At 61.9% G+C, this 23,577-nt stretch carries 25 protein-coding genes; 13 read left to right on the forward strand and 12 right to left on the reverse strand.

Translation table 11 applies throughout. The features are described from left to right. Positions 1-56 precede the first annotated feature (56 nt). Together HX875_RS11785 and HX875_RS11790 are read right to left on the reverse strand one after the other, a co-directional pair. Positions 57-1,145, reverse strand: a complete 1,089-nt coding sequence (locus HX875_RS11785; RefSeq protein ID WP_177043325.1) for an endonuclease/exonuclease/phosphatase family protein — start codon at positions 1,143-1,145, stop codon at positions 57-59. A gap of 41 nt (positions 1,146-1,186) precedes the next feature. Further along, positions 1,187-1,846 carry a YciC family protein gene (locus tag HX875_RS11790; protein WP_003215498.1) on the reverse strand — a complete coding sequence of 220 codons (660 nt, stop codon included), beginning with the start codon at positions 1,844-1,846 and terminating at the stop codon, positions 1,187-1,189. A 179-nt stretch (positions 1,847-2,025) separates the two neighbouring features. Here HX875_RS11790 and HX875_RS11795 point away from each other — a divergent pair, with 179 nt between their 5' ends. The 3 genes from HX875_RS11795 (at position 2,026) to HX875_RS11805 (ending at position 4,038) form a co-directional block, all read left to right on the forward strand. Beyond that, on the forward strand, positions 2,026-2,796 hold the full coding sequence (locus HX875_RS11795) for a DUF2076 domain-containing protein (RefSeq protein WP_177043326.1): 771 nt from the start codon (positions 2,026-2,028) through the stop codon (positions 2,794-2,796). 129 nt (positions 2,797-2,925) lie between these two features. Further along, a complete protein-coding gene (locus tag HX875_RS11800; protein ID WP_003215502.1) occupies positions 2,926-3,402 on the forward strand; it encodes an NYN domain-containing protein in 477 nt (158 codons plus the stop codon). A 24-nt stretch (positions 3,403-3,426) separates the two neighbouring features. Beyond that, entirely contained in the window at positions 3,427-4,038 is a 612-nt protein-coding gene (locus HX875_RS11805; RefSeq protein WP_003215504.1) for a 3'-5' exonuclease, read from the forward strand. A gap of 177 nt (positions 4,039-4,215) precedes the next feature. On the opposite strand, the gene HX875_RS11810 is transcribed toward HX875_RS11805, so the two are convergent. Together HX875_RS11810 and HX875_RS11815 are read right to left on the reverse strand one after the other, a co-directional pair. After that, complete coding sequence (locus tag HX875_RS11810) at positions 4,216-4,509, reverse strand: DUF6124 family protein (RefSeq protein ID WP_177043327.1); 294 nt, start codon at positions 4,507-4,509, stop codon at positions 4,216-4,218. A 514-nt stretch (positions 4,510-5,023) separates the two neighbouring features. Continuing rightward, on the reverse strand, positions 5,024-5,485 hold the full coding sequence (locus HX875_RS11815; RefSeq protein ID WP_177043328.1) for an Lrp/AsnC family transcriptional regulator: 462 nt from the start codon (positions 5,483-5,485) through the stop codon (positions 5,024-5,026). Between the two features lie 160 nt (positions 5,486-5,645). On the opposite strand from HX875_RS11815, the gene yedA reads away from it, so the two are divergent. Continuing rightward, a complete protein-coding gene (yedA, locus tag HX875_RS11820; RefSeq protein ID WP_177043329.1) occupies positions 5,646-6,542 on the forward strand; it encodes a drug/metabolite exporter YedA in 897 nt (298 codons plus the stop codon). Positions 6,543-6,590: 48 nt separating this feature from the next. After that, positions 6,591-7,922: a DEAD/DEAH box helicase gene (locus tag HX875_RS11825; protein ID WP_177043330.1), complete on the forward strand. Its 1,332-nt coding sequence runs from the start codon at positions 6,591-6,593 to the stop codon at positions 7,920-7,922. A 104-nt stretch (positions 7,923-8,026) separates the two neighbouring features. Here HX875_RS11825 and HX875_RS11830 read toward each other — a convergent pair whose 3' ends face one another. Next, positions 8,027-9,262, reverse strand: coding sequence for a TIGR03862 family flavoprotein (locus HX875_RS11830; protein WP_177043331.1), 1,236 nt, complete (start codon positions 9,260-9,262; stop codon positions 8,027-8,029). A 172-nt stretch (positions 9,263-9,434) separates the two neighbouring features. After that, positions 9,435-10,355 carry a histone deacetylase family protein gene (locus HX875_RS11835; RefSeq protein WP_177043332.1) on the reverse strand — a complete coding sequence of 307 codons (921 nt, stop codon included), beginning with the start codon at positions 10,353-10,355 and terminating at the stop codon, positions 9,435-9,437. A 76-nt stretch (positions 10,356-10,431) separates the two neighbouring features. On the opposite strand from HX875_RS11835, the gene HX875_RS11840 reads away from it, so the two are divergent. From HX875_RS11840 to HX875_RS11850, 3 genes are read left to right on the forward strand one after another with little or no spacing between them, the layout of a single operon-like run. After that, entirely contained in the window at positions 10,432-11,001 is a 570-nt protein-coding gene (locus HX875_RS11840) for a GNAT family N-acetyltransferase (protein WP_177043333.1), read from the forward strand. A gap of 41 nt (positions 11,002-11,042) precedes the next feature. Continuing rightward, complete coding sequence (gene tesB / locus HX875_RS11845) at positions 11,043-11,912, forward strand: acyl-CoA thioesterase II (protein WP_010174840.1); 870 nt, start codon at positions 11,043-11,045, stop codon at positions 11,910-11,912. Then, a complete protein-coding gene (locus HX875_RS11850) occupies positions 11,909-12,496 on the forward strand; it encodes an HAD family hydrolase (RefSeq protein ID WP_177043334.1) in 588 nt (195 codons plus the stop codon). The genes tesB and HX875_RS11850 overlap by 4 nt, the downstream gene beginning before the upstream one ends. Positions 12,497-12,659: 163 nt before the next feature. On the opposite strand, the gene HX875_RS11855 is transcribed toward HX875_RS11850, so the two are convergent. The 3 genes from HX875_RS11855 to HX875_RS11865 form a co-directional block, all read right to left on the reverse strand. Beyond that, a complete protein-coding gene (locus HX875_RS11855; RefSeq protein ID WP_177043335.1) occupies positions 12,660-13,637 on the reverse strand; it encodes an alpha/beta hydrolase in 978 nt (325 codons plus the stop codon). Then, positions 13,638-14,528: a KPN_02809 family neutral zinc metallopeptidase gene (ypfJ, locus tag HX875_RS11860; RefSeq protein WP_003215526.1), complete on the reverse strand. Its 891-nt coding sequence runs from the start codon at positions 14,526-14,528 to the stop codon at positions 13,638-13,640. A gap of 115 nt (positions 14,529-14,643) precedes the next feature. Next, a complete protein-coding gene (locus HX875_RS11865; RefSeq protein WP_177043336.1) occupies positions 14,644-15,060 on the reverse strand; it encodes a hypothetical protein in 417 nt (138 codons plus the stop codon). A gap of 186 nt (positions 15,061-15,246) precedes the next feature. On the opposite strand from HX875_RS11865, the gene HX875_RS11870 reads away from it, so the two are divergent. Then, a complete protein-coding gene (locus HX875_RS11870; RefSeq protein WP_003215531.1) occupies positions 15,247-16,125 on the forward strand; it encodes a DMT family transporter in 879 nt (292 codons plus the stop codon). A gap of 5 nt (positions 16,126-16,130) precedes the next feature. On the opposite strand, the gene HX875_RS11875 is transcribed toward HX875_RS11870, so the two are convergent. Next, positions 16,131-17,465 carry an MFS transporter gene (locus HX875_RS11875; protein WP_177043337.1) on the reverse strand — a complete coding sequence of 445 codons (1,335 nt, stop codon included), beginning with the start codon at positions 17,463-17,465 and terminating at the stop codon, positions 16,131-16,133. Between the two features lie 254 nt (positions 17,466-17,719). Here HX875_RS11875 and quiC point away from each other — a divergent pair, with 254 nt between their 5' ends. Together quiC and HX875_RS11885 are read left to right on the forward strand one after the other, a co-directional pair. Then, positions 17,720-19,618: a 3-dehydroshikimate dehydratase QuiC gene (gene quiC, locus HX875_RS11880; RefSeq protein ID WP_177043338.1), complete on the forward strand. Its 1,899-nt coding sequence runs from the start codon at positions 17,720-17,722 to the stop codon at positions 19,616-19,618. A gap of 71 nt (positions 19,619-19,689) precedes the next feature. Beyond that, positions 19,690-20,355, forward strand: coding sequence for a TetR/AcrR family transcriptional regulator (locus HX875_RS11885; RefSeq protein WP_177043339.1), 666 nt, complete (start codon positions 19,690-19,692; stop codon positions 20,353-20,355). A gap of 141 nt (positions 20,356-20,496) precedes the next feature. Here the strand turns inward: HX875_RS11885 and HX875_RS11890 are convergent, their stop codons facing one another. Further along, a complete protein-coding gene (locus tag HX875_RS11890; RefSeq protein WP_177043340.1) occupies positions 20,497-21,348 on the reverse strand; it encodes a shikimate dehydrogenase in 852 nt (283 codons plus the stop codon). 5 nt (positions 21,349-21,353) lie between these two features. After that, entirely contained in the window at positions 21,354-21,794 is a 441-nt protein-coding gene (gene aroQ, locus HX875_RS11895) for a type II 3-dehydroquinate dehydratase (protein WP_177043341.1), read from the reverse strand. A gap of 204 nt (positions 21,795-21,998) precedes the next feature. Here aroQ and HX875_RS11900 point away from each other — a divergent pair, with 204 nt between their 5' ends. Together HX875_RS11900 and HX875_RS11905 are read left to right on the forward strand one after the other, a co-directional pair. Beyond that, complete coding sequence (locus HX875_RS11900; protein WP_177043342.1) at positions 21,999-22,520, forward strand: RNA polymerase sigma factor; 522 nt, start codon at positions 21,999-22,001, stop codon at positions 22,518-22,520. Positions 22,521-22,583: 63 nt separating this feature from the next. Beyond that, positions 22,584-23,573: a FecR family protein gene (locus HX875_RS11905; protein WP_177043343.1), complete on the forward strand. Its 990-nt coding sequence runs from the start codon at positions 22,584-22,586 to the stop codon at positions 23,571-23,573. The last annotated feature ends 4 nt before the right edge of the window (positions 23,574-23,577 follow it).

The raw sequence follows: 23,577 nt of genomic DNA on the forward strand, positions 1-23,577 counted from the left end.
CGCGGGCAAGCCCGGCTCCCACACAAGCCAGCTCCCACACTGTTTTGCAGTGTGGCTTACTGCGCGGCAGGCAACAGGAACCGCGCAATCACCGGCAAGTGAGTCGAGATGCGCACCGTATCGCTTTGCCGCACCTTGGCCTCGACCTTCTTGATCCGCGAACTGTGGAACAGATAGTCCAGCGTACGATCCGGCCCTTCCACCGTCGGGTCATTCGGGAAATACGTCAGCCACTGGTCCCGGTCAATCCCGCTGGATTGGCTGTTGCTCGGGACCATCGGGTACTTTTCCCACAACAGATGCAGCTCACTGTCCGGTGAATATTGCCCGCGCTTGCCGGCGTCCAGGCGCAGGAACTGCCCCAGCGGCAGCAGGTTGAAATCCCCGCCCATCAGCCATGGCGTGCCGCGGCTTTCGAACTTATCCACCAGCTTGACCGTCGCCTGCACCTGTTCCTGCACCGCGTTGTGCCCGGGGGCCGTGCCGTCCAGGCGGGTATTGAGCACGGCCAACTGGCCGCCATCGCTCAACGGCAGGTAGGTCAGCAATAACGCCGGCTTGGGCTGGAATTGACGGCTGATCAGGTTGGCCCGTGCCACCGGCAATTGCAGGCGCTCGGCGTGTTCGATCTGGTAGCGGCTCATGGTCACCAGCTTGCGGCCGACGCTGCCGAAAATGTGCAGGTCGGGCACGAAGTCGGCTTTCCAGTCGAACGCCTGGGCGCTGCACGGGTAGAGGTCGGCCAGGCGCTCCTGGAGCAAGGCCAGTTGGTCCTGGTAGCTGGAGGGCTTGGCGCCTTCGTCAACTTCTTGCAGCAACAGGATGTCGGGCTGCTCGTCGCGGATCACCCGTGCCACTTCGTCGAGGCTGGCGGCCATGTCTTCAACGGTAGGGCGGTCGTCCGGGCCGCTGCCGTCCGGGGTGTCGTACCAGAACACGTAGTTCTTGCCCGCCAGGTACTGCACGTTCCAGGTCATCACCTTGAGCGCCTGGCCCGGCAACAGGGTCGGCGCGCGGGGCGCGACGCAGCGGATGGGCAGGGTTTCCTTGTCGGCAGGGCGCCAGGTCAGGCTGTAGATCAAGCCGGTCAGCAGGGCCGCGAGGATCAGCAGGCCCAGCAAGGTAATGCGCAGTAATCGGGTCATCGGCTCGGCTTATGGCGTTGCAGGACAAGGCCCGGAGCATATCACCGCGCGTCGGCGTCGCCACCAATCAACATGAACAGGCGGAACAACACCACGCTGGTGAACAGTTGCAGGAAGCTTTGTGCGCTGTCGATCAGCAGCCCCAGCAGCGGGTTCGGGTCCGGGTAAACCGCCACGCTGGCGCCCTTGAGCAGCCACAGCGGGGTCATCACACACAGCAGGCACACCAGGATGCGCCAGAAATGCCCACGGGTCAGGCGCAGGCTTTCCTTCATGGCCGACAGCGCCGACATGCCGCGCAACACCAGCAGGTATTCGGCAAAGGCCAGCACCACCATCAGCCACAGGCCCGGCAGGAAATACAGCGACAAGCCCAGCAGAATCAGCAGCGTACTGATCGCCGTCAGCAAGGCAAAGCGTGGCCACAGGGTCAGGGCCATCGCCAGCACATCCAGGGTGCGCGGCGATTCGCCCCGGGTGCGGGCGTCGAGGAACAGGATCAGTGCGCCGGTGTACAGCGGATACACCAGCAACCCGATGACCACGCTGTAGCCGGGAAACGCATCAGGGCCGAGAGTGTGATCGAGCACCTGTTGCAGCAGGGCTTCGAGGATGACCAATGGCAGGCACAACTGCACGATGGCGCCCAGGTTGCGCTTGAAAAAGAAGAAGGAGTCGCGCAGTACGTCTAACGGATTCATCAGGGTCTTCACAGGCCAAAAAGCAAGGGCGTTACTTTAACCGATCATGACCAGATGCAAGCAAACGTAAACCTTGCGTAAAGACCATTGAAACAATCAGTAACAGCCCCATAACTAGTCTGTACCTTGCACATCGTGCGCAAGGCAAAGATTTCTACCGGCAATCTAACGAGGTCGCCATGAACAGCGAAGAGCAAACCCTGATCGATGGACTGTTTTCACGGTTGCAGCAAGCCGAAACGGACTCAGCCCCCCGCGACGCCCAGGCCGAAGCGCGGATCAAGGAACACGTCACTCGCCAACCGGCCGCTGCGTACTACATGACCCAGTCGATCCTGGTGCAAGAACATGCGATCAAGAGCCTTGATGCGCAGAACAAGCAGCAGGCCCAACAGATCCAGGAATTGCAGGACCAACTGCAACAGGCCAGGTCTCAGGCGGCGCAGCCTGCACCGAGCAGCGGCGGTTTCCTGTCGAGCATCTTTGGCGGCGGCTCCCGCGACCCGCAGCCTGCCCAGAGCGCACCGGCGTCGTCGGGCGGTGGCTGGCGTGAGCCGGCGCGTCCGTCGTTTGGCGGGCAACCTGCACCGCAGCAGAACTACGGTGCCCCGCAGCAGAATTACCAGCAGCCACAACAGGCACCTGCTGCACCGATTGGCAGCGGCTTCCTCGGCGGCGCGCTGAAAACCGCAGCTGGCGTGGCCGGTGGTGTGATGCTGGCAGAAGGCATCAGCAGCTTGTTCAGCCACAACTCGCAACAACCTCAAGTGGTTGAAGAAATCATCCGCGAAGAGCCGGCGCCTGCCAGCGACAACGGCAACTGGGGCAACGACGACCAGAAATATGCCGGTAACGACAGCTGGGGCAGCGACAACTCCTCCGACAGCTTCGCCGACAACGACTATTCCGACGACTCCTCCTCCTTTGGCGACGACGATTCCTTCGTCTGACCCACACTCAACCGGGGCGCTTCGTCGCTCCGGGCTGATTTTTCTCGGAAACTTCCGTGTGGCTGGCATACTGGCAACCTTTCCGGGCCCTTGAGTCCGGGGTCCATGCGCGTGTCATGAGGATTTGCGGTGAAAAAGATAGCCGTGTTCGCCGATGTACAAAACCTCTACTACACCGTGCGCCAGGCGTACGGCTGTCACTTCAACTACGCCGCCCTGTGGGCTGACATCAGCCAGCGCGGGCAGATTGTCGAGGCGTACGCCTATGCCATCGACCGTGGCGACAGCAAGCAGCAGCAGTTCCAGCAGATCCTGCGCAACCTGGGGTTTACCGTGAAGCTCAAGCCCTACATCCAGCGCAGCGACGGCTCGGCCAAGGGCGACTGGGACGTGGGCATCACCATCGACATCATGGACGCCGCCGCCCATGTCGACGAAGTGGTACTGGCCTCCGGCGACGGTGATTTCGACATGCTGCTGGACCGCATCATCAGCAAGCACGGCGTCGAAGCCGTGGCCTACGGCGTGCCGGGGCTGACGGCCAATTCATTGATACGCGCCGCCAGCCGCTACGTGCCGATCGAAGGCGCGTTGCTGCTTAAATAGATTTTTGACGGAGTTGGAACAGGTTTGGAACGTATAGCGGTCATCGACTTTGAAACCACCGGCATCCAGCCGAGCAGCAGCTGCCGGGCCACGGAAATCGCCGTGGTCATCCTGGAGCAGGGCCAGATCGTGGACCGCTACCAGAGCCTGATGAATGCGGGCGTGCGCGTGCCGGGGTTTATCGAGCAACTGACCGGCATCAGCAACGCCATGCTGCGTACGGCACCGTCGGCGGAGCGGGTGATGAACGAGGTGAACGAGTTTGTCGGCACCACGCCTTTGTTGGCCCACAACGCCGCGTTTGACCAGAAGTTCTGGGATTTCGAGCTGGGGTTGATCCGGCGTACGCGTTTGCAGAAGTTTGCCTGTTCGTTGTTGCTGGCGCGGCGCTTGATGCCGGCGGCGCCGAATCACAAGCTGGGCACACTGACCTCATTTGCCCAACTGCCCCACACCGGCAAGGCTCACCGGGCGATGGCGGATGCGGAGATGGCGGCGAACCTCACCGCGCACCTGGCCGAGGAACTGCGCCGCACCCACGGGCTGCGGGAATTGTCCCACGAACTGCTGTGCAGCTTGCAGAAGGTTCCGGCGGCGAAGATCAATGATCACCTGAAGAAGCATCGCGGGTTCTGATTCCGGTACTGCTCCCAAGTGATGACGCGCTGCTGTGGCGAGGGAGCTTGCTCCCGCTGGGCTGCGCAGCAGCCCCAACACCTGCAGTCGGCGTTACATCAGATACACCGCTGTGCATGCTTTGGGAGCGCTTCGCACTCCAGCGGGAGCAAGCTCCCTCGCCACAGAAATCGCAATTTATCGAGGTTGTAGGCAGTCCAGCGACCGGTCCACCACCACCTTCGCCATCTCCACCAAATGCATCATCGCCCGCTGCTGCCCGTTCATGGGCTCGCCGGGTATCTGTGCGGTTGCTACTGCGCAATGCAGCAAGTCGGCAGCGCGTGCCAGGGCGTCTTCGAAGCTCATGTTGTCGTTCAGCACGAAGGGGGCGCCGTCCGGGGCGGAGGCTTTGAGGTAGTAATCGATGGCGCGGCGGGTGAGGGGGCTGTCGCTGCGAAACTCTGGTGGATCGGGGGTGACTTTGACCATGGTTTAGCTACTCCGTAAGGTAAGAAGCTGCACCTGTTCGCTTGCACGCGAATGAAGGTGGCAGCAGTACGCGGGTGTGCAAGACCGGGACGGAATAAGCCCGGCAGATCCGAAGATCTCCCGCGCACAGCTGCCATAAGGCATTTACGCATTTCCCGTTGGTCGGACTTGCACGTCCGGTCACCGATTGTTCGATGACCGAGCGAGACTAGCTACCTGGTCCGGCCGAAACAAGGCCGTGGGATTTTCTAGGAAAGGTCCTGCAAATGAAAGGGATCAGTCTTGCTGGCCCTTAAAAAGTAGGTGTATGAGGAAGGAAATGGAAAGTAACCTCACGCGAATTTAGATCAGCGAAAAAGTCATTCAACTTTTTGTTGATATCGTCGACTTGATTGTTCAGCATCAGTGAGTCGACTTACGCCATCGCAGGCAAGCCAGCTCCTACAGTTGGTCGCGTGTATTTCGGGCAACTAGGTCAACTGTGGGAGCCGGGCTTGCCCGCGATGGCGATAGATCACCCACCATTCTTCCCATTCCCCTCCAACTGCCCCAACGGCACCCGCCGCTCTATCGCGCTCGACAAGATGATCGAGGTCTTGCTGAACCCGAACTTCGCCACCCGATTGATCAAACTCTCCAGCTCCGGCATCGAGCCCACCGCCGCCTGCATGATCACGCACGGATCCCCGGTCACCCGATGGCATTCAGTCAGTTCAGGAATCTCCGACAGCGCGTCGTACACCTTCTGGCTCCCATGATTGGTCAGCCGCAACTCAATCACGCACTGAATCGGCAACCCCACCTTGGACAGGTCGACCTTGGCCTGATACCCGGTAATCACCCCGCTGGCTTCCAGCTTCGCCACTCGCTCGGCAACGGCGGGCGCCGAGAGGTTTACCGTGCGCGCCAATTGCGCGTAGGACGCGCGGCCGTCTTCCAGCAGGGCGCTGAGAAGCATGCGGTCGTATTTGTCCATGATAAGGCTCCGGGAATGCGTGGCTTTCGAAAGCACGGTTTATAGCCCCAACAACCATGTTTTGAAAAGTGTACTGGCGCTTTAAACAGGTTTTGTAACTTATGTTTACAGTCGAGGATTTCTAAAATAACGCTCCCTTGTCCTGCCGCAGAGCTGCCCAATGCCTGGCCCACGTCGCTTTCCCTTACCGTTGATCGCTGCCTTTTTTGCGTTGTACGTGATCTGGGGGTCTACCTACCTGGTGATTCGCATTGGCGTGGAGTATTGGCCGCCGCTGTTGCTGGCGGGGATTCGCTTCATGACGGCCGGCGCGTTGATGTATGCCTTCCTGCGCTGGCGCGGGGCCCCGGCGCCAAGCTGGGTGCAGTGGAAGGCCGCCGCCAAGATCGGCATTTTGCTGCTGACCTTCGGCAACGGCGCGGTCAGTGTGGCGGAGCATACGGGCGTGGCTTCCGGGGTTGCCGCGTTGGCGGTGGCGACCGTGCCGTTGTTCACCTTGCTCTGCGGTTATTTCTGGGGCGCGCGTAACACCCGTCTGGAATGGGCCGGGGTGGTGCTGGGGATTATCGGCATCGCCATGCTCAATATGGGTTCCAACCTGCAATCGAGCCCTACAGGTGCGGCCTTGTTGATTTTTGCCGCAGCGGCCTGGGCCTTTGGTTCGGTATGGAGCAAGCATTTGCCACTGCCCCAAGGCGCCATGGCCAGCGCGGCGGAGATGCTGATTGCAGGCGCGGTGCTGCTGGTGCTCAGTGCCGTCAGCGGTGAACACCTGCAAGCCATGCCGCCGCTGGAAGGCTGGCTGGCCCTGGCGTACTTGACCGTGTTCGGTTCGATCATCGCCTTCAACGCCTATATGTACCTGCTCAAGCACGTGCGCCCGGCGGCGGCCACCAGTTATGCCTATGTCAACCCGGCGGTGGCGGTGTTGCTCGGGATTGTGTTTGTCGGCGAGACCATCGGCACGGAAGAAGCCCTGGCGATGTTGGTGATTATCAGCGCGGTGCTGCTGATCAGCCTGCCACAGTGGCGAAAGCCGAAACCGGAAATAAGGTAAACTGCCGCGCATTGCGACCTTGCGCTGAACTTTTCCTACGGTATTTCCATGACTTTCGCCACACTTGGCCTGATCGAACCCTTGCTGCGCGCCCTTGAGACGCTTGGCTACCAGACCCCGACGCCGGTGCAGGCGCAAGCTATTCCGGCGGTGCTGGCCGGTCGCGACCTGATGGCCGCAGCCCAGACCGGCACCGGCAAGACCGCCGGTTTCGCCGTGCCGCTGCTGCAACTGCTGACCATGGAAGGGCCGAAAGTCGCCGCCAACTCGGTGCGCGCGCTGATTCTGTGCCCGACCCGCGAACTCGCCGAGCAGGTTCACGCCAGCGTCGCCGAGTACGCACAAAACCTGCCGTTGACCACTTATGCTGTGTACGGCGGCGTGAGCATCAACCCGCAGATGATGAAGCTGCGCAAAGGCGTCGATGTGTTGGTGGCCACGCCTGGCCGCCTGATCGACCTGTTCCGCCAGAACGCGCTGAAACTCAACCAGCTGCAAACCCTGGTGCTGGACGAAGCCGACCGCATGCTCGACCTGGGCTTCTCCGAAGAACTGGCGAACATCTACCGCATGCTGCCGAAAAAGCGCCAGACCCTGCTGTTCTCCGCGACCTTCTCCGACGAGATCCGCCAGTTGGCCGGGCAGATGCTGATTGACCCGCTGACCGTCGAAGTCAGCCCGCGCAACGTCGCCGCCAACACCGTCAAGCAATGGGTGGTGCCGGTGGACAAGAAGCGCAAGGCCGAGCTGTTTGTGCACCTGATGCGCAAGGGCCGCTGGAAGCAGGTGCTGGTGTTCGCCAAGACCCGTAACGGCGTGGACGCGCTGGTGGAAAAACTCCAGGGCCTGGGCATCAATGCCGACGGGATCCACGGCGACAAGCCACAAGCCACACGCCAGCGGGCGCTGGATCGCTTCAAGAGCAGCGACGTGCAGATCCTGGTAGCCACCGACGTGGCTGCCCGTGGCCTGGATATCGAAGACTTGCCGCTGGTGGTCAACTTTGACCTGCCTATCGTGGCCGAGGATTACATCCACCGCATCGGCCGTACCGGGCGTGCGGGCAACACCGGCGAGGCGATCTCCCTGGTGTGTGCCGACGAAGTGAACATGCTGTCGGCCATCGAGATGCTGACCCGTCAGACGTTGACCCGCAAGATGGAGCAGGACTTCGAGCCTGAGCATCGCGTGCCGGATACCGATGCCAGCGGGCAGGTGGTGAAGAAGCCGAAAAAGCCGAAGAAACCCAAGGCGTCCGGTGGCGGCAAGCGCAACCTGGGCAAGTGGGTGGAAAGTGGTGAAGTGTCGGTGGCGGAGCCGTCGATCAAGCCGGTGCGCAAGGTGCCTGCGTTTAATACGGGTCCGCGTAAGAAGAAGTAACTTGCGTTGACTGGCCGGGCCTCATCGCGGGCAAGCCCGGCTCCCACATTTGAATGTGTTCACAAGTCAAAATGTGGGAGCTGGCTTGCCTGCGATTGCGTAATTCAAGGCGCCGCCAACCACTCCAGAATTCCGCGCCCGGCCACTCGCCCGCTGGCAAAACACCCCGTCAGCAAATACCCGCCGGTAGGTGCCTCCCAATCCAGCATCTCTCCCGCACAAAACACGCCCGGCAATTGCTTGAGCATCAAACGCTCATCCAACACCTCAAACGGCACACCGCCCGCCGTACTGATGGCTTCATCCATCGGCCGGGTTTTCACCAGCGTCAGCGGCAGCGCCTTGATATCCACCGCCAACTGCGCCGGATCACTGAAGTGCTCAGCCGGTGATAGCTCCCGCAACAGCGCTGCCTTCACCCCATCCAACCCCAACTGGCTGTGCAAATGTTTGCTCATAGAGCGTGACCCGCGTGGCTTACTCAGCGCCGCAATCACCTTGTCCAGCGGCTTGCTTGGCAGCAGGTCGATATGCACTGTGGCCGAACCATCCCGGTTGATTGCCTCACGAATCTGCGCCGACAACGCGTAGATCAAGCTGCCTTCGATCCCCGTTGCGGTGATCACACATTCACCCAGCCGAGGTTTATCGTCCGCCAACCCGATGGTGACGTTCTTCAACGGCGCCCCGGCGAATTTGCTGACCATCAATTCGCTCCAGGCCGACACTTCGAAGCCACAGTTGCTCGGTTGCAGGGCCACGTAAGGCACGCCTTGGTCTTCCAGCAATTTCAGCCACGCCCCATCCGAACCCAACCGCGACCAACTGCCGCCGCCCAACGCCAGCAGCACCGCATCACCGCGCACATTTTTGTCGCCCTCGGGGCTGTGGATAAGCAGGCTGCCGTCGGCATTCCAGCCCAGCCAGCGATGGCGGGTGTGGATAACTACGCCCTGGTCCCGCAGGCGCTTGAGCCAGGCCCGCAGCAGCGGGGCGGCTTTCATGTCGGTCGGAAACACCCGCCCGGAGCTGCCGATAAAGGTTTCTATCCCCAGCCCGTGTATCCATTCGCACAACGCTTCGGCACCGAACTGACGCAGCAACGGCGCCATAAACGGCGCCCGCTCGGCGTAGCGCGACAGGAATGCCGGGTAAGCTTCGGAATGGGTGATGTTCATGCCGCCCACGCCCGCCAGCAGGAACTTGCGGCCCACCGACGGCATTCCGTCGTACAGGTCGACGCGCACGCCGGCCTGGCTCAACACTTCGGCGGCCATCAACCCGGCCGGGCCGCCGCCGATGATGATGACGTGTTGAGGTGGGGTTTGAGTCTGGGACATGGGGATAACTGCGGTTCGGCAAAGGAGGCCGAGCATTCTACCCGAGGATGCCGTTGCTGCCTGATCAAAAAACGTACAGCTTCCTACAGGCCAGGCGGCTTATGGCTTACAGTGGCTTTCACTCAGGTTATCCACAGGCAGTTCCACAGCGATTGTGGGTAACGTGCATAACTCAATGACAACCTGATGACGTCCATACCCGTTGCGCACTGTGGTGCAAGATCCCGTGGCGACGGGCGAGGGCCGGGCGGTCCTTGCTGTAGCCGCCGCCGATCACGCCCACCACCGGAATATCGCGGCCCAGGCAGTGGCGCATCACGCTTTCATCGCGGGCGGCGACGCCTGCGTCTGTCAGCTTCAGGTAGCCGAGGGCGTCGTCCTTGTGCACATCCACGCCGGCGTCGTACAGCACCAGGTCGGGCTGATACAGCGGCAGCAGGTAGTTGAGGGCATCGTCCACCACCTTGAGGTAATCAGCGTCGCCCATGCCCATGGGCAGCGGGATGTCCCAGTCGCTTTCGGCCTTGCGGGCGGGGAAGTTCTTTTCGCAGTGCAGGGACACGGTGATCGCGTCCGGGGTGTCGTGCAGGATGCGCGCGGTGCCGTCGCCCTGGTGCACGTCGCAGTCGAAGATCAGCACGCGGTTGACCCGCCCGCTGGCCAGCAGGTAATGGCTGATCACCGCCAGGTCATTGAAGATGCAGAAGCCGGCCGGGTAATCGTAGTGGGCGTGATGGGTGCCGCCGGCCAGGTGGCAGGCCAGGCCGTGTTCCAGCGCCTGTTCGGCCGCCAGCAACGAGCCGCCTACCGCGCGCACGGTGCGCCGGGCCAGGGCTTCGCTCCACGGCAGGCCCAGGCGCCGTTGGTCTTCGCGGGACAACTCGCCGCTCATGTAGCGTTCGATATACCCAGGTTCATGGGCCAGGGCCAGAATCTCGGCTGGGCAGAGTTCCGGGCGCAGCAACTGGCTGTCCCGGGTCAGGCCGCTCTCCACCAAATGGTCACGCAACAGGCGGAATTTATCCATGGGGAAGCGGTGGTCCGCCGGGAACTCGGGGCTGTAGTCGTCGTGGTAGATCAGTGGCAAAGGCATGGCGATTTCTGACGGGAACCAGCGACGGATCTTAACAGCGCGTTACACTCACGCACATGGCAAGGGAGGGGGATCAATGGAGCCGATACTGGAATTGGAGAGCGCACGCCTGGTGCTGCGCCAATGGAGCGATGCCGACTTGCCGGAGTTTGCGCGCATGTGCGCCGACCCGCAGGTGATGCGCTATTTCCCGGCCACCTTGAGTCGCCTGGAAAGCGCCGCGCTGATCGGGCGCATTCGCGGCCATTTCGCCGAGTACGGTTTTGGCCTGTGGGCCTTGCAGCGCAAGGACAGCGGCGAATTCATCGGCCTCACCGGGCTGTTGAATGTGAACTTCGAGGCCCCGTTCACCCCGGCGGTGGAAATCGGCTGGCGCCTGGCCAAGGAACACTGGGGCCTGGGCTACGCCAGTGAAGCCGCCTGGACGGCCCTGCGCTGCGGTTTCGACCGGCTGAAGCTGGATGAGATCGTCTCGTTTACCACTGAAGCCAATCTGCCATCACAAAAAGTCATGCAGGCCATCGGTATGCATTACGATCCCCTGGCAGATTTTGAGCACCCCAAGGTCGCAGCGGATGACCCGGTGCGTCATCATGTGTTGTATCGCATCACCCGCGCCCAATGGTTGGACACGCTGCACGGATAAGCAGCCCGGAATGCCCAATAGATTGTTGTAGGAGATGCTCTATGAGCCAAGTGTTGGAAGATCTGGTGGACCTGCTGACCCTGGAGCCGATCGAGGAAAACCTCTTTCGCGGCCGCAGCCAGGACCTGGGTTTTCGCCAGCTGTTCGGCGGCCAGGTATTGGGCCAGTCGCTGTCGGCGGCCAGCCAGACCGTTGAAGAAACCCGCCACGTGCATTCACTGCACGGTTACTTCCTGCGCCCCGGCGATGCGGCGTTGCCGGTGGTGTATTCGGTGGACCGGGTGCGCGATGGCGGCAGTTTCAGCACGCGCCGGGTGACGGCGATCCAGAAGGGCAATCCGATTTTCACCTGCAGCGCTTCGTTCCAGTACGACGAAGAAGGCTTCGAGCACCAGACCACCATGCCTGTGGTGGTCGGCCCGGAAAACCTGCCGTCGGAGCTGGAACTGACCCAGCAGCGTGCGCACCTTATCCCTGAGCACATGCGCGAAAAGCTGCTGTGCCCCAAGCCGATCGAAGTACGCCCGGTCACCGAGAAAGACCCGTACAACCCGCAGCCGTCGGACCCGGTCAAGTATGTGTGGTTTCGTGCCGATGGCGCCCTGGCCGACTCGCCGGCGCTGCACAAATACCTGCTGGCCTACGCCTCGGACTTCGGCTTGTTGACCACCTCGCTGCTGCCCCATGGCAAGACGGTGTGGCAGAAAGACATGCAGGTCGCCAGTCTCGACCACGCGCTGTGGTTCCACGCCGACCTGCGTGCCGATGACTGGTTGCTCTACGCCATGGACAGCCCGTGGGCCGGCAATTCCCGTGGGTTCTCCCGGGGCAGCGTGTACAACCGCGCCGGGCAACTGGTGGCGTCGGTGACCCAGGAAGGCCTGATTCGTCATCGCAAGGACTGGGCATGAGCCTGGGCGATGTGAAGCACTGGGTGTTCGACATGGACGGCACCCTGACGGTGGCCGTGCATGACTTTGCGGCGATTCGCGTGGCGCTGGATATTCCGGCGACCGACGACATTCTGACCCACCTGGCGGCGTTGCCTGCCGATGAAGCCGCGGCCAAGCACGCGTGGTTGCTTGCGCATGAGCGTGAGTTGGCGCTGGGTTCGGTGGCGGCTGTCGGTGCGGTGGAGTTGGTGCGGGAATTGGCGGGGCGGGGTTATCGCCTGGGCATCCTGACGCGCAATGCGCGGGAGCTGGCCCATGTGACGTTGCAGGCGATCGGTCTGGCGGACTGCTTTGCGGTCGAGGATGTGTTGGGGCGTGATGATGCGCCGCCAAAGCCTGATCCGGGTGGGCTGCTGAAGCTGGCTGAGGCTTGGGACGTGGCGCCGCAAGCGATGGTGATGGTCGGTGATTACCGGTTTGATCTGGATTGCGGGCGGGCGGCGGGCACGAAGACGGTGCTGGTCAATCTGCCGGAAAACCTGTGGCCGGAGCTGGCGGATTGGCATGCCGAGGATTGCGCGGTGTTGCGCCGGATGATTTAGCACCGGCAATGAAGATCAACTGTGGTAGCTGGTTTGTGTGGGAGCCGGGCTTGCCCGCGATGCAGGCACCTCGGTCTTTCAGCTAGACCGAGGTGATGCTATCGCAGGCAAGCCAGCTCCCACACAAGCCAGCTCCCACCTGTTGATCCGGTTTCTTCAGGGGTTATTGAAACAACACCTTCTGCCCTTCAGGCGACGTAAACATCTTGTCCCCGTTATGCCCAACCCCCGGCACTTCAACCAGCTTATGGCCCAACTGCGGGTGCCGCTGCTTGAGGTAGTCAAAATAGTTGTGCCCGCGAATCAGGCGATAGGCACCCTGGGTTTCAGCCCCGCAGCTCTTGTCCAGCGCCGGGTGGTTCGGGTCGGTGTCCTGCTGGCCCAGCAGGTAAGTCACATTGCGCGACACATACGCCTGCTCAAGCTGCTCGGCACTTTGCCCCTTGGCGTAGGCCGGCAGGTTTTGCATGCCGTACTTCCAGTCGTTGAAACCCGGGCAACTGGCCGTATCGAACTTCACCGGACGCTGCGGACTGAAGTAGGCGTAGGACGACGGGTTCGCCACCACATAACGCAAGCTGATGCCTTCGGTATGCAGCAGCGGGTGATCATGCCCGGTCAGGGCAAAACGCTGCACCACCTGGCCGCCGCCGGAATGGCCGGCCACCACGATTTCCTTCAGGTTCGGGAACAGCTTGCGGTTGCCCAGGTGCTTGATGATCTGGTCCAGCGCGCCGTAGGAGCTGATCTGGCCCGGGCCGGTGGACGGCTCGCCGGCCATCCAGTCGTTGCTGTTCCAGCGCAGGGTCTGGCTGTCGATCTGGTTGCGCTTGAGGTCGGTCTGGTTGAGGAACTGCGGCGCAATCACCAGGGTGTTGGCATTTTGTCCGGCGGCTTCGGCGGCTTTTTCGCCGCTGTCCAGGTAGGTCATCGCGTTGCGCAAACGGCCATGCACGATGATCAGCGCTCGGGTGACTTGCGGCAGTGGCTGGCGCCAGTCCTGGCTCAAGCCGACGCTCAGGTCGCCGGCATCCAGGTGGAAACGATCGGGGCTGACTTCCTTGACGCCATGCTCGGCGGCCCAGGTGGGGGTGGAACAGGTGATCAACAAACCTAACAGCAGACCCAGTCGTTTATTCATTTAAAGGCTCTTGGCGGTAAAGGTGTCGCATTGAGTGATCTGGCCCTGGGCGAAGCCGGTCTTGAACCAGCGAACCCGCTGTGCCGAGGTGCCGTGGGTAAACGAGTCAGGCACCACGCGGCCCTGGCCCTGTTGCTGCAAGCGGTCATCGCCAATGGCGTTGGCCGCGTTCAGTGCTTCTTCAATGTCGCCGGGCTCCAGCCAGTTCAGGCGTTTTTGCGCGCGGTTGGCCCACACCCCGGCGAAGCAGTCGGCTTGCAGCTCCTGGCGCACCAGCAGGCCGCCGTCGCCCTGCATCTGCCGGCCTTGCTGGCGGGCTGCCTGAATTTTCGCCGAGATGCCCAGCAGCGTCTGAACGTGGTGTCCGACTTCATGCGCGATCACGTAGGCCTGGGCGAAATCACCGGCGGCCTTGAAGCGCTGGGACATTTCCCGGAAGAAATCCAGGTCCAGGTACACCTGCTGGTCGGCCGGGCAATAGAACGGCCCGCTGGCGGACGTGGCGCCACCGCACGCGGAGTTCACCCGGCCACGGAACAGAATCAATTTGGGGTTCTTGTAGGTCAGGCCGTTTTCCTGGAACACCTGGGCCCAGGTGTCTTCGGTGTCACCGAGCACGGCGCGCACGAAGTCGGCCTGTTCATCATTGGCCGGTGGTGCCTGGCGGGTTTGCGGGCTGACGGAGGGCGCTTGCTCGGTAAGCTGGCCGCTGAGTTGCCCGAGGATCTGCATCGGGTCCTGGCCGGTCAGCCAGCCGATGCCGACGATCAGCACGATGGCCGTCAGGCTCAGGCCCTTGCCGCCACCAAAGCGCATGCCACCGCCACCGCCGCCACTGTCATCGCGGGCGTCCACCACGTTGTCGCTGCGTCGGCCTTTTTTCCATAGCATGTGGCAATCCTCTTGTTGAACCTGCAGCTCAGTGTTGTTGGTGTGTAGGGTTGGCGCCAGTCCGGCTGTCTGACGATGCTAAACGCTGTGTCGTCCGGCCTGTATGAAGCTTGTGTCAGTCGCGGCAATAACCTTCGCCGGTGTCGACGATCAGGCAGTCCTTCTTGTCGGCCAGCCATTTGAGGCCCGTGGCTTCGCCGTCACCGGCGCTCAGGATCTGTGGGCCGTCCGGGCGTTCAAATGTGATGCCGTCTTCAGACGCCTGGCCCTTGAAGGTGCCGGAATCATCGTCATCCAGGCCGTATTTCATGGTCAGTACATAGTGGCCGCGGCCGATGCTGTCGTCCTTGGCGATGGTCAGGTTGAGGCCTTCGACGCCAATCCACTTGCCCACCCATTTGTCGGTGGGCAGTACTTCCGGTACCAGCGTCGCTTGCACCGACGGCGGGGCAGGCGCTTTGGCCGTCTCGGCTTGTTTATCGCAGGCGCTGAGCAGCGCCAGGGTCGAAAGCATCAACAGGGTTTTTTTCATGGTGAGAAGGCCTTGGTTAAAAAACGCGCAATGGGCGGGCGGGCGTGGAGCGTTGGACTGGAAAACCGCAATTTAGTGCGCTGTTCGAACAGTGTTTGGTTATGCTCTTGAGCGAGGCGCGTCACACGTTCTAGATTATGCCGCGGTATGCGGCGGTCATTTCAGCCTGCCACACAAGAGAATGCAATGACCCTCAGCACCCCACTCTCCGGCGTCAACCACCCACTCAAAGGCATTTTGCTGATTGTGGTGGCGACCTTTCTGTTTTCCAGCCACGACGCGCTGTCCAAATACCTGGCCGGGTTTTACCCGATCGTGATGGTGGTGTGGGCCCGTTACCTGGTGCACACGCTGTTGATGGCCGGGATTTTCCTGCCGCAGTCAGGCTTGCGGGTGCTGCGCAGCAAGCGGCCGCTGCTGCAAGTGGCACGGGCCTTGTGCCTGCTGGGCACCAGCCTGTTCTTCACGGCGGCGCTGCACTTTATCCCGTTGGCCGAGGCCACGGCGGTCAACTTTCTTGCGCCGATCCTGGTCACCGCGTTGTCGGTGCCGCTGCTGGGCGAACACGTGACCCGCGGCCAATGGCTGGCGGTGATTTGCGGGTTTATCGGGGTGCTGATCATCGTGCATCCGGGCGGCGAACTGTTCACCCCGGCGGTGTTGTTGCCGCTGACGTCGGCGCTGTTCTTCTGCTTCTACCAACTGCTCACCCGCATCCTCAGCAAATACGACACACCCACCACCAGCAACTTCTTCGCCGGGCTGTGCAACACCTTGGTGATGAGTGCACTGGTACCGTTCTTCTGGCAGGTGCCGAGCCTGTGGCACGGGGTGTTGATGCTGGCGCTGGGCACCTGCGGTATGACTGCACACTTGATGCTGACCCAGGCCTTCCGCTTCGCCGCGCCAGCACTGCTGGCGCCGTTCGGCTATTGCCAGATCGTGTTTGCGGGGTTGTTGGGCTGGCTGGTGTTCAACCACACCCCGGACCTGACCACGGTGGTTGGCATCGGGGTGATATGCCTGAGCGGGTTGGCCGCTGCCTGGCAGCAGCGGCGCAGGTAGGAAACTCAGGCCTCGACGGTCGGAATCTTGCGGGGCGCCATGAAGTACATCCAGATCAGCGCGATGAAGTACATCGCCGGAATCAGGGTGAACAGCACGGTGTAGTTGTTGTTCGTCACGGTCAGGATATGGCCGACGATCTGGGTCATGAACATCCCGCCGATGGCCGCGCACATGCCGCCAAAGCCAAACACGGTACTCATCATGTGCTTGGGCGTGTAGTCCATCACCAGGCTCCAGATGTTGGCGGTCCAGGCCTGGTGCGCGCCAATGGCCAGGGAGATGGCAAACACCGCGACCCACAGCTGGCTGGAACCGGCGGCCATGATCACACCGACGATGCAGCAGGCGAACAGCAGCATCGACAACAGCCGCGCCTTGATCGGATTCATCCCACGGCCGATCAGGAACGAAGACAGAATCCCGCCGCCAATGCTGCCGAAGTCCGCCGTCAGGTAAATGATGATCAGCGGGATGCCCATCTGGGTCACGTTGATGCCCAGGTTGTATTGCTGGTTCAGGAACGGCGGCAGCCAGTACAGGTAGAACCAGAACACCGGCGCGGTCATCGAGTAGGCGAGGGCGAAGGCCCAGGTGCCGCGCATGCGCAGGATGCGGCTGAACGGCACGCGGGGTTGTTCCGGTTCCACTTCCTGCTGCACGTAGTCCAGTTCCGATTGCTTCACGCTCGGATGGTCTTCGGGGTTGTAGTACTTCAAACCCCAGAACACCAGCCAGATGGCGCCCAGTGCCGACATGCACAGGAACGCGGCCTGCCAGCCCCACACATGGAGGATCAGCGGCAGCAGCATCGGCGTCATCATTGCGCCGACGTTGGTGCCGGCGTTGAAGATCCCGGTGGCCACCGCACGCTCGCCGGCCGGGAACCACAGGCGGGTGGTCTTGACGCAGGCCGGGTAGTTGGCGGCTTCGGTGAGCCCGAGGATAAACCGGCACACCATAAAGCCCACCGCCGAGGTGGCCAGGCCGTGGGCGCCGGTGGCCAGGCTCCACAGCAGCACCGCGCAGAAGAACACGCGCTTGACGCCGACCCGGTCGATCAACCGGCCCTGCAGCACAAAGCCGATGGCGTAACCCACCTGGAACCAGAAGTTGATGTTGGCGTAGTCCATCGCCGTCCAGCTCATTTCCTTGGCCAGGATCGGCTGCATCACGCCGAGGGCGGCGCGGTCGATGTAGTTCAGAGTAGTGGCGAAAAACACCAGGGCCAGCATGCCCCAGCGGGTTTTACCGACAGCCATGGCGCCACGGATTTTGTCGCCGATGCCGCTATGGGGATTGCTGTGGCGCACGGCCGCAGCGGGAGTTTGCGAAGGCATGAGGAAGTACCCGTTTTTTTGAAATTTTTATGGTGTGTTCAGGGTCTTGGTTAACCGAGGCCGCTCAACAGGAGCGGGACTCAATGTGCTGTCGATGGTGCGCAGTGGCTAAAAAATCGTCAATTCGCTGATTGCCATTCTGTTCGATAATCGCCCATAAAACTAACCGGTTCGTACATTTCAATTGCTGTGATGAGTTTAGCGGCCAATAATTTGCCGTAAACAAGACATGCCTCAATGCCGGGAGTCGCCCCATGCAACGCTCCATCGCCACCGTTTCCTTGAGCGGAACCCTGCCGGAAAAACTCGAAGCCATCGCGGCGGCCGGGTTTGATGGCGTGGAAATCTTTGAAAACGATCTGCTGTATTACGACGGCAGCCCGCGTGAAGTCAGGCAAATGTGCGCCGACCTCGGCATTGCCATCACCCTGTTCCAGCCGTTCCGGGATTTTGAAGGCTGCCGCCGCGACCGCCTGGCGCGCAACCTGGAGCGGGCCGAGCGCAAGTTCGATTTGATGCAGGAACTGGGCACCGACCTGGTGCTGGTGTGCAGTAACGCGTCAGCCGATTCCGTCGGCGATGAAAGCATTCTGCTGGATGACCTGAGCCTGCTGGCCGAACACGCTGGCCGCCGTGGCCTGCGCATCGGCTATGAAGCGTTGGCCTGGGGGCGACACGTCAATACCTGGCAACAGGTGTGGAACCTGGTGCGCAAGATCGATCACCCCAGCCTCGGCGTGCTGCTCGACAGCTTCCACACGCTGTCCCTCAAGGGCGACCCGAGCGCCATTGCCGAGATTCCCGGCGACAAGATTTTTTTCGTGCAGATGGCCGACGCGCCGATCCTGGCGATGGATGTACTGGAGTGGAGCCGGCATTTTCGCTGCTTCCCCGGCCAGGGCGAATTCGACCTGGCGGGCTTCCTCGCCCCGATCATCAAGCGCGGCTACAGCGGGCCGTTGTCCCTGGAAATCTTCAACGATGGCTTCCGCGCCGCGCCCACCCGAGCCAACGCCGCCGACGGCCTGCGCTCGCTGCTGTACCTCGAAGAGAAGACCCGCCAGCGCCTGCAGCAAGAGGCAACCCCGGTCCCGGAAATCCTGTTTGAAACCCCGCCCGCCAGTGAATACGACGGCATCGAATTCCTGGAATTCGCCGTGGATGAAAACCTCGGCGCCAAGCTCACCTCGTGGTTGGAACGCCTGGGCTTCGTCAAGGCCGGGCAGCATCGCTCCAAGAGTGTCAGCCTGCTGCGCCAGGGCGATATCAACCTGATCCTCAACTGCGAACCCTATTCCTTCGCCCATAACTTCTTCGAGGCCCACGGCCCGTCGTTGTGCGCCACGGCGATCCGCGTGAAGGACAGCGCCAAGGCCCTGGAGCGGGCGGTGGCCTACAAGGGCCAGCCGTATCGCGGGCTGGTCGGCCCCAACGAGCTGGAGCTGGCAGCGGTGCGTGCACCGGATGGCAGCCTGATTTACCTGGTGGACCAGAACGAAGGCGGCCTCTACGACACCGATTTCAACCTGCAACCGGCGAGCGCTGCCAGCGGTGGCCTGCTGCGCATCGACCACATGGCCATGGCGTTGCCCGCCGACAGCCTCGACAGTTGGGTGCTGTTCTACAAGAGCCTGCTGGATTTCGAAGCCGACGACGAAGTGGTGCTGCCCGACCCGTACGGCCTGGTGAAAAGCCGCGCGCTGCGCAGTCGCTGCAGCTCGATCCGCCTGCCGCTGAATATCTCCGAGAACCGCAACACTGCGATTTCCCACGCGCTGTCGAGCTATCGCGGCTCGGGTGTGCACCACATTGCCTTCGACTGCGCGGACATTTTCGCCGAGGTCAGCCGGGCCAAGGACGCCGGGGTGCCGCTGCTGGATATCCCGCTGAACTACTACGACGACCTGGCGGCGCGGTTTGATTTCGATGACGAGTTCCTCAGCCAGCTCGCGTACTACAACGTGCTGTACGACCGCGACGCCCAGGGCGGTGAGCTGTTTCACGTGTACACCGAACCGTTTGAAGGCCGGTTTTTCTTCGAGATCATCCAGCGCAAGAACGGTTATGCCGGTTACGGCGCGGCCAACGTGGCGGTGCGCCTGGCGGCCATGGCCAAGTCCCGCAGCGGTGCGGCGCGCCAGGCCAGGTTGTAAGGTGCCGGCGCTTCCTTCGGCGTGCGGCGCGGCCCATAATCACCGCCTGCACCTAAGGCCGTGAGCGCACCATGACCCTGACTTCCGAGCTTCCCGCCGTGGCCACCGCGCCACGCAAGGGGCGCAAGAACAACCCGGAAAAGACCCGCGAGAATATCCTCCAGGAGGCCATCGTCGAGTTTGTCACCCAGGGCCTTTCCGGCGCCCGGGTGGACGCGATCGCGGAGCGTATCCAGACCTCCAAGCGCATGATCTATTACTACTTCGGCAGCAAGGAGCAGCTCTACGTCGAGGTGCTGGAGAAGCTCTACGGCGACATTCGCAACACCGAGACCCGGATGAACCTGACGGCCCTGGAGCCCCGGGAAGCGATCCGCCGGCTGGTGGAATTCACCTTTGATCACCACGATCAGAACGTGGATTTTGTGCGGATTGTGAGCATCGAGAACATCCACAACGCCGAGTATGTAAAACAGTCGACGTCGATCAAGGCGATGAACAGCAACATCCTCGAAGCCCTCGGCACCACGTTGCGCCGGGGCGCGGAGCTGGGGTTGTTCCGTGAAGGGCTGGAGCCGCTGGACGTGCACCTGCTGATCAACTCGTTCAGCTTTTACCGGGTGTCCAACCGCCACACCTTCAGCGAGATCTTTCAGATCGAGTTGTCGGATGAGGCGGTCAAGCAGCGGCATCGGGCGATGATCTGCGAGTCGGTGTTGCGCTATTTGCAGGCTTGAGGTCAACACCGAACAAATGTGGGAGCCGGCTTGTGTGGGAGCCGGGCTTGCCCGCGATAGGATCAACTCGGTTTGTCTGAAGTACCGAGGTGCTTGCATCGCAGGCAAGCCAGCTCCCACATTTTGATCCGGTTCCTGCAGCTAGTGGTTCATGCTCTGGAAGTGCGCAAGCATGCGCTCTGCATCCGCCACTTCCCCACTGAACAACTCAAACGCCTTCACCGCCTGAAACACCGCCATGTTGCCGCCATCCAGGGTGCGGCAACCCAGGGCACGGGCGTTGCGCAGCAGTTCGGTTTCCAGCGGGAAATACACAATCTCCGCCACCCACAAGCCAGCGTGCAGGGTGTGCAGCGGCACCGGCATGCCCGGTAGCTTGGCCATGCCCATGGGCGTGGTGTTTACCAAGCCGTCGGCCTCGGCCATGGAGCTTTCCAGGTCATTGCCGGCCTGGGCCCGGCCTGTACCGAAATGCTGGTTGAGGTTGTCCGCCAGGCTGCGGGCGCGCTCCACGTCCACGTCGAAAATGCTCAAGCGTTCCACGCCTTCGCCCAGCAGCGCATGGGCCACTGCCGCCCCGGCACCGCCTGCGCCCATCTGCACCACATGCCTGCGCGCCACGTCACTCAAGCCACGACGAAAGCCTTCGGCAAAACCCAGGCAGTCGGTGTTGTGGCCGATGCGCTCACCGTTGCGAAACACCACGGTATTCACCGCGCCGATGCCCCGCGCTTCGGGCGACAGGTCATCCAGCAACGGCAGGATCGCCTGCTTGCACGGGTAGGTGATGTTCAAGCCGGTGAAATTCATCTGCTCGGCAGCCATCAACAAGTCGGGCAGGGCGCGGGTGTCCACTTGCAACTGGTCAAGGTCGATCAGGCGATACAGATAACGCAGGCCCTGGGCATCGCCTTCGTGCTCATGCAGGGCCGGCGTGCGGGAGGCCTGGATGCCGGCGCCGATCAGGCCGGCGAGGATTCGAGGTTTGGACACCGGGTTCATCCCTTCAAGGTCTTGCTGAAATGTTCGAGGGCCAGGTGATAGCCATGGCTGCCAAAACCGGCGAGCACCGCCTTGGCGATCGGTGACACAAAAGAGTGATGACGGAACGCTTCGCGGGCATGCACGTTGGACAAATGCACCTCGATCACCGGGACTTCACTGGCCACCAGTGCGTCACGAATTGCCACTGAAGTGTGGGTCCAGGCCGCCGGGTTGATCACGATGCCGGCGCAACGGGCGCGGGCGCCGTGGATCCAGTCCAGCAATTCGCCTTCGTGGTTGGTCTGGCGGAATTCGACTTTCAATCCCAGCTGTTCGGCGCTGCGGCCACACAGGGCGGAGAGGTCGGCCAGGGTTTCGTGGCCATAAGTGGCCGGCTCGCGGGTGCCGAGCAGGTTGAGATTGGGGCCGTTGAGCACCAGCACGATAGGGGGCATGGGAGATTCTCCGCTGTTGTTTTTATGTCTGCGGATAAAATGTACTGAATGGTTAATTTGGTCAATCGTCGGGGTGGGAACCGTTCGATTATCGAACGCAGAATAAACCCGGTGTTGTGCAGATCAGAGTTGATATCAATTGAAAATCATTCTCGACAACGCTTAAGATGCCCGCCTGTTTCCTTTACATTCCAGGGAGTCGGTTTGTCGGACGTGGATCTCAAAGGCCTGTTTCTCAAGCATGCCGATACCCTGCGCGGGTATCTGGCCCGCAAGGTACGGGACCCGCAGTTGGCCGCAGACCTGGTGCAGGAGAGTTTCCTGCGCCTGGCGCAAAAGCCGGCCGGCGAGCGCATCGACAACTCCCAGGGCTATCTCTATCGCACGGCCGGTAATCTGCTGATCGACCATATTCGCCAGGAAGCGCGGCGCAAGACTGATTCCGTGCCCCATGAGGCGCTGGCCGAGATTGAAGACGAAATGGCCGGGTTGGAGGCTCAGGCAATGGCGCAGCAACAGCGGCAGGCATTGAAGCAGGCACTGGCGGAATTGCCGGAGCGTACCCGGCAGATTTTCCGCCTCAACCGCATCGAGGGCATGACCCATGCCCAGGTCGCGCGGCACCTGGATATTTCCGACAGCTCGGTGCAAAAGCATCTGGCCAAGGCGCTGGCGTATGTCATGCAGCGTTTGCAGGAAAGCGAGACGGGGCCGTCCGACGAATGAATTACCGACAAACCTGGGGTCAGACGTCACAGCGTTATATAACGAAAAATTCGAGATTCACACGTGAATAGCCCTGGTTCCCAACAGCACAGTATTACCGAGGCGGCTGCCGATTGGGCGGTGCGCCTGCACGCCGGCGACCTGACCGATCAGGAGCAAGCCGAACTGCGCCAATGGATCGCCAGGGACAGCCGCCATGAAGCGGCGCTGCGCTTTGCCGAGCAGACGTGGGCGGCGCTGGGCGAGGTGCATCGCGATGAGGCGGTGCATCGCCAGCGTCCCGCCTCGGCCGCTGCGCCGGTGCGTGGTGCCCGTCGTCGCAAGCCGTGGCGCATGGCGGCGAGCGTCGCGCTGTTGCTGGTGGTGGCCGGTGTCGGCTGGGTGCGCGGGCCTGAGGCGTTGTTGCAGATGCAGGCCGATTACGTCACCCACAAGGGCGAAGTGCGCACCGTGCAGTTGGCGGACGGCAGCAGCGTGCAGCTGGATTCCGCCAGTGCAATCAAGCTGGAGTTTGACGGCGTGCAACGGCGCATCAGCCTGATCAAGGGCTCGGCAATCTTTGATGTGGCACCGATGGCCGGCGAGGAAAAGCGGCCATTCGTGGTGCAGAGCGCCAGCGGGCAAACCCGCGCCCTGGGCACGCGGTTTGTGGTCGAGCGTGAGGATGACCGGCAGGCCTGGGTCGGCGTGCTGCAGCACAGTGTGGCGGTCACGCTGCAGGCAGTGCCGCAGAAACAAACCGTGCTCAAGGAAGGCCAGGCCGCGCGCTACAGTCCTGAAAACGGTGTGGTGGCCCTCAACGATCTCGACCTGGAGCGCGCCACCAGTTGGCGTCGCGGTGTGCTGATCTTCGACCGCTTGCCACTGGCCAAGGTCATCGAGCAGCTCAACCGTTACCGGCCTGGCAAGGTGGTGCTGACCAATGCCGACCTGGGCAGCCGCGAAGTCAGCGGCGTGTTCCGTCTCGATATGCTCGACACCGCCCTCGGCACCCTGACCGAAGAATTGCAGGTGCAGCGCCTGGATTTGGCGGGGCTGAGCCTGATCTATTGATGGG

Source organism: Pseudomonas yamanorum (genome assembly GCF_013386765.1).
Taxonomy (GTDB): Bacteria; Pseudomonadota; Gammaproteobacteria; order Pseudomonadales; family Pseudomonadaceae; genus Aquipseudomonas; species Aquipseudomonas yamanorum_A.

What these genes read in the sequence shown, in the direction of transcription:
- HX875_RS11850 (WP_177043334.1), top strand. Translation starts at nt 11,909, where the DNA reads ATGAGCCTGGGCGATGTGAAGCACTGGGTGTTCGACATGGACGGCACC.
- HX875_RS11815 (WP_177043328.1), bottom strand. Translation starts at nt 5,485, where the DNA reads ATGGACAAATACGACCGCATGCTTCTCAGCGCCCTGCTGGAAGACGGC.
- HX875_RS11865 (WP_177043336.1), bottom strand. Translation starts at nt 15,060, where the DNA reads ATGAAAAAAACCCTGTTGATGCTTTCGACCCTGGCGCTGCTCAGCGCC.
- yedA (WP_177043329.1), top strand. Translation starts at nt 5,646, where the DNA reads ATGCCTGGCCCACGTCGCTTTCCCTTACCGTTGATCGCTGCCTTTTTT.
- HX875_RS11830 (WP_177043331.1), bottom strand. Translation starts at nt 9,262, where the DNA reads ATGTCCCAGACTCAAACCCCACCTCAACACGTCATCATCATCGGCGGC.
- HX875_RS11855 (WP_177043335.1), bottom strand. Translation starts at nt 13,637, where the DNA reads ATGAATAAACGACTGGGTCTGCTGTTAGGTTTGTTGATCACCTGTTCC.
- HX875_RS11835 (WP_177043332.1), bottom strand. Translation starts at nt 10,355, where the DNA reads ATGCCTTTGCCACTGATCTACCACGACGACTACAGCCCCGAGTTCCCG.
- HX875_RS11875 (WP_177043337.1), bottom strand. Translation starts at nt 17,465, where the DNA reads ATGCCTTCGCAAACTCCCGCTGCGGCCGTGCGCCACAGCAATCCCCAT.
- HX875_RS11810 (WP_177043327.1), bottom strand. Translation starts at nt 4,509, where the DNA reads ATGGTCAAAGTCACCCCCGATCCACCAGAGTTTCGCAGCGACAGCCCC.
- HX875_RS11885 (WP_177043339.1), top strand. Translation starts at nt 19,690, where the DNA reads ATGACCCTGACTTCCGAGCTTCCCGCCGTGGCCACCGCGCCACGCAAG.
- HX875_RS11825 (WP_177043330.1), top strand. Translation starts at nt 6,591, where the DNA reads ATGACTTTCGCCACACTTGGCCTGATCGAACCCTTGCTGCGCGCCCTT.
- HX875_RS11795 (WP_177043326.1), top strand. Translation starts at nt 2,026, where the DNA reads ATGAACAGCGAAGAGCAAACCCTGATCGATGGACTGTTTTCACGGTTG.
- HX875_RS11870 (WP_003215531.1), top strand. Translation starts at nt 15,247, where the DNA reads ATGACCCTCAGCACCCCACTCTCCGGCGTCAACCACCCACTCAAAGGC.
- tesB (WP_010174840.1), top strand. Translation starts at nt 11,043, where the DNA reads ATGAGCCAAGTGTTGGAAGATCTGGTGGACCTGCTGACCCTGGAGCCG.
- aroQ (WP_177043341.1), bottom strand. Translation starts at nt 21,794, where the DNA reads ATGCCCCCTATCGTGCTGGTGCTCAACGGCCCCAATCTCAACCTGCTC.
- ypfJ (WP_003215526.1), bottom strand. Translation starts at nt 14,528, where the DNA reads ATGCTATGGAAAAAAGGCCGACGCAGCGACAACGTGGTGGACGCCCGC.
- HX875_RS11790 (WP_003215498.1), bottom strand. Translation starts at nt 1,846, where the DNA reads ATGAATCCGTTAGACGTACTGCGCGACTCCTTCTTCTTTTTCAAGCGC.
- quiC (WP_177043338.1), top strand. Translation starts at nt 17,720, where the DNA reads ATGCAACGCTCCATCGCCACCGTTTCCTTGAGCGGAACCCTGCCGGAA.
- HX875_RS11840 (WP_177043333.1), top strand. Translation starts at nt 10,432, where the DNA reads ATGGAGCCGATACTGGAATTGGAGAGCGCACGCCTGGTGCTGCGCCAA.
- HX875_RS11785 (WP_177043325.1), bottom strand. Translation starts at nt 1,145, where the DNA reads ATGACCCGATTACTGCGCATTACCTTGCTGGGCCTGCTGATCCTCGCG.